The following is a 3,975-nucleotide window of genomic DNA, read 5'->3' as shown; positions in this document are numbered from 1 at the left end:
AGCCCCCCGATCACCCCCACCCCCTCCTCGATCAGCGTCGGCGTGCTCGCCGCGTAGCCGAGGACCAGGCCCGGCGGGTACGGGAGTTGGGTGTGCCAGGACAGGGGGTGGACCTTGACCCCGTGGGCCAGGGCCGCCGTGGCGAGGGCCGTGTCGGGGCCGTCGTACGAGGACGCGTCGAGGGTGAGGGTCAGGTGCAGGCCCGCCGCGGCGCCGTGCACCACCGCGCCCGGCAGCTCCGTGCGGATCGCCTCGATCATCGCGTCCCTGCGCCTGCGGTGGTGCTTGCGGATGAGCCTGAGGTGGCGTTCCAGGTCACCGGATTCCATGAGGTGGGCGAGGACCAGCTGAGGCAGCGCCGCGTTGCCGAGGTCGACGAGGCGTTTGGCGTCCACCAGCGCGTCCCGGTAGGCGGGCGGGGCGAGCAGCCAGCCCAGGCGCAGGGCCGGCGCGAGGAGCTTGGAGACGCTGCCCGCGTAGCAGACGTGGCCGGGGAGCAGCGCGCGCAGGGCCGGGACGGCGGGCCGGTCGTACCGGTGCTCGGCGTCGTAGTCGTCCTCGATGACGAGCCCGCCGTCGCGGGCCCAGTCCATCAGCTCGCGCCGCCGCTCGCCGCCGAGGACGACCCCGGTGGGGAACTGGTGGGCGGGCGTGAGCAGCACGGCGGGCGCCCCCGTGGCGCGCAGCGCGTCGACGCGGACGCCCTGGGCGTCGACCGGGACGGGCGGGGTGCCGAGCGGCCGCAGGTGCTGGCGCACGCCGAGCGAGCCGGGTTCCTCGACGGCCACCTCGGAGATCCCCGCCGCCCGCAGCACGTCGACGAGCAGCCGCAGCGCCTGGGCCGTGCCGTTGACGATCAGGACGTCGTCCGGGTCGGCCGGGATCCCGCGGTTGCGGGAGAGCCAGCGGGCCACGGCGCCGCGCAGCGCCGGGGTGCCGCGCGGGTCGCCGTACCCGAAGTCCGAGGGCGTGAGCCCGGCGAGCACCGCGCGCTCCGCCCGCAGCCAGGCCGCGCGCGGGAAGGCGGCGAGGTCGGGCAGGCCGGGTGACAGGTCGATGCGGGCGGGCGCGGCACGGACGGCGTCGAACGTGCCGAGGCCGGTGGGCGAGGCGAAGCTGAAGGGGGCGGCGGAGCGTGCGTAACCATCAACACCCTTGCCTCGCACGGGCGTCGACCCGACGTGCGGCACGGCCACGACGACCGTGCCGCCCCGGCCGCGCCCCGCGACGTGCCCGTCCTCGGTGAGCCGCCGGTAGGCCTCGGTGACGACGCCGCGGGAGACGCGCAGTTCACCGGCGAGGGTGCGGGTGGCGGGGAGCCGGTCGCCGGCGGCGAGGCGGCCGTCCGCGATGGCGCGCCTGATCCGCCGCGCCAGCCAGTCGGCGAGCCCGCCCCTGGGCGCGTCACGGGGGTCGAGCTGCAGGAAGTCGGAGGCACCGGCGCCACCCGGCGAGCCACCGGCACCGTCCGACACTCCGGCCGCACCAGCCGTTATGGACCGGTCGAGAGGAGATCCATTGGACCTGTTCATGGATCCATTGTGGCGACAGGGTCGGGGCATGGAATTTCTGCTCACCTCCCTCGTCGTCTGCGTGACGCCGGGCACCGGCGTCCTGTTCACGATCGCGGCGGGCCTGTCCCGCGGCGCCCGCGCCGCGGTGGTCGCGGCCGTCGGCTGCACCCTGGGCGTCGTCCCGCACATGGTCGCCGCGATCACCGGACTCGCCGCGCTGCTGCACACCAGCGCGGTCGCCTTCCAGGTCCTCAAGTACCTGGGCGTGGCCTACCTGCTGTACATGGCGTGGAGCACGCTGCGCGACACGAGCGAGCCGACCGCCGAGCGGGAGAGCGAGCCGCGCTCGGCGGGCCGCACGATCCTGACCGGCGTACTGATCAACATCCTCAACCCGAAGCTGACGCTGTTCTTCTTCGCGTTCCTGCCGCAGTTCGTGAGCGCCGACGAGCCGTACGCGCTGCTGCGCATGACGGAGCTGAGCGCGTACTTCATGCTGATCACGTTCGTGGTCTTCGTGGCGTACGGGCGCTTCGCCGCGGCGATGCGCGACCACGTCATCGCCCGTCCGCGCGTGGTGACCTGGCTGCGGCGCACCTTCGCGGCGGCGTTCGCGGCACTGGGCGCGCGGCTCGCGTTCCTGTGACAGGTCCCCGAACGGCCGCCCCGACGCGAAGGGTTCCCGCCCCGGCCACTCCGCCGTACCGTTGACTCAGTCAAAGCTGACCCGGAGTGATCCGCATGACGAAGCCGGCCCGTGCGCCCTCGCCGCCGACCAGCGCGCCCGTCCACGAGATGCGCGCCTTCAACCGCTTCTACACGAACCTCATCGGCGCGCTGGACTACAGCCGCCATCTGTACGTCCCGTACACCCTGACCGAGTCCCGCGTCCTGTACGAACTCGCCCGCGCGCCGCACACGGACGCCGCCGACCTGCGGGCGGAACTCTCGCTCGACGCGGGGTACCTGAGCCGTCTGCTGGCCAAGTTCGAGCGGGACGGGCTGGTCGAGCGGGCGCCGTCCGTGCCCGATCCGCGCCGTCAGCGGATCACGCTCACCGCGCGCGGGCGCGACGCCGCCGACCTGCTCGACGAGCGGTCGCGGGAGGCGGTCGGCTCGCTGCTCGCCGACGTGCCCGCCGCCGACCGGACCCGGCTCACGGCGGCCCTGCGCACGGTGCGGGAGATCCTCACCCCCACGCCGGGCCGCACCCGCCGCCGCGACGCCGTCGTCCTCAGGGAGCCCCGCGCGGGCGACCTCGGCTGGATCGTGGAGCGCAACGCCGCCGTGTACGCGGCCGAGTTCGGCTGGAACACCGACTACGAGGGGCTGGTCGCCCGGATCGTCGCCGACTTCGCCCAGGACCACGACCCGCACCTGGAGCGGGTGTGGATCGCCGAGCTCGACGGGCGGCCCGTGGGGTGTGTGATGTGCGTGCGGGACGAGGCGCCGGGGACCGCGCGGCTGCGCCTCCTGCTCGTGGAACCGGACGCGCGGGGCCTCGGCATCGGCGACCGACTGGTCGGCGCCTGCGTGGACTTCGCGCGCGGCGTCGGCTACCGCGAACTGACCCTGTGGACCAACGACGTCCTCGAAGCGGCCCGCGGCATCTACCGCCGCCAGGGCTTCGTCCTCGTCGCCGAGAAACCCCACCGATCCTTCGGCGCCGACCTCGTGGGACAGGACTGGCGGCTTCCGCTGCACGAGCGGCCCGCGTGAGGCGTGGCGCGGACGCGGGGTTGACCATCCGCGCGCGGCGCCTACTGTCGTGGCCATGAGATTCGCCTTCTCCACGCTCGGCGTGCCCGGTCTGCCCCTCCCCGACGTGCTGGCGCTCGCCACCGCCCACGGTTACCACGGTGTCGAACTCCGCGCGCATCCCGAGGAACCGGTGCACCCGGGGCTCGGGCTCGTCGAACGGGCCGACGTGGCCGCCGAGTTCAAGGCGGCCGGCGTCGAGATCATCGGTATCGCCGGGTACGCGCGCGTGGCGGAGCCCGGCGACGACGAGCCCGTCCTCGACGAGATCCGCTCCCTCGTCGCCCTCGCGCGCGATCTGGGCGCGCCCTTCGTCCGGGTCTTTCCGGGCGGGGGTACGGAGCAGAGTGCGGAGGAGGCCGATGCGACGGCCGCGCGGCGGCTGGGTACGGCCGCGCGGTATGCCGCCGACGCCGGCGTCCGCATTCTCCTGGAGACCCATGACTCGCACCGGACCGGTGCGGACGCCATCCGTGTCCTCGGTGCGGTGGGGCACCGGCAGGTCGGGGCGTTGTGGGACCTCATGCACACGTGGCTCGGGGGCGAGACTCCGGCGGAGAGCTTTGCCGCGCTGTCTCCCTACCTCGGGTATGTCCAGGTCAAGGACATCGCCTCGGCGTCCGACACGACGCCGTTGGCGCTGGGGGACGGGGTTCTTCCGCTCGGGGAGTGTGTGGGGCTGCTGGCGGAGGCGGGGTGGGAC

General features: G+C 74.2%; 4 protein-coding genes. 3 read left to right on the top strand and 1 reads right to left on the bottom strand.

Annotated features, from left to right (window positions below):
• On the bottom strand, window positions 1–1,532 hold a 1,532-nt coding region (gene pdxR, locus AOK22_RS35540; RefSeq protein WP_055702823.1), incomplete at its 3' end, for a MocR-like pyridoxine biosynthesis transcription factor PdxR.
• Between the two features lie 28 nt (window positions 1,533–1,560).
• Between pdxR and AOK22_RS35535 the strand changes: the two genes are divergently transcribed.
• The 3 genes from AOK22_RS35535 to AOK22_RS35525 all read left to right on the top strand — a co-directional run.
• Window positions 1,561–2,160, top strand: a complete 600-nt coding sequence (locus AOK22_RS35535; RefSeq protein ID WP_055702821.1) for a LysE family translocator — start codon at window positions 1,561–1,563, stop codon at window positions 2,158–2,160.
• Between the two features lie 95 nt (window positions 2,161–2,255).
• The gene (locus tag AOK22_RS35530) at window positions 2,256–3,233 is read left to right on the top strand and encodes a bifunctional helix-turn-helix transcriptional regulator/GNAT family N-acetyltransferase (protein WP_055702820.1); all 978 of its coding nucleotides are present in this window, start codon (window positions 2,256–2,258) and stop codon (window positions 3,231–3,233) included.
• A 55-nt stretch (window positions 3,234–3,288) separates the two neighbouring features.
• Window positions 3,289–3,975: sugar phosphate isomerase/epimerase family protein (locus AOK22_RS35525; protein WP_055702822.1), on the top strand; the 687-nt coding region annotated here is incomplete at its 3' end.

Source organism: Streptomyces silaceus, from assembly GCF_001419745.1.
GTDB lineage: Bacteria > Actinomycetota > Actinomycetes > Streptomycetales > Streptomycetaceae > Streptomyces > Streptomyces silaceus.
The sequence above is the reverse complement of the archived record's forward strand: the minus strand, read 5'-3'. Positions and strand labels throughout refer to the sequence as shown.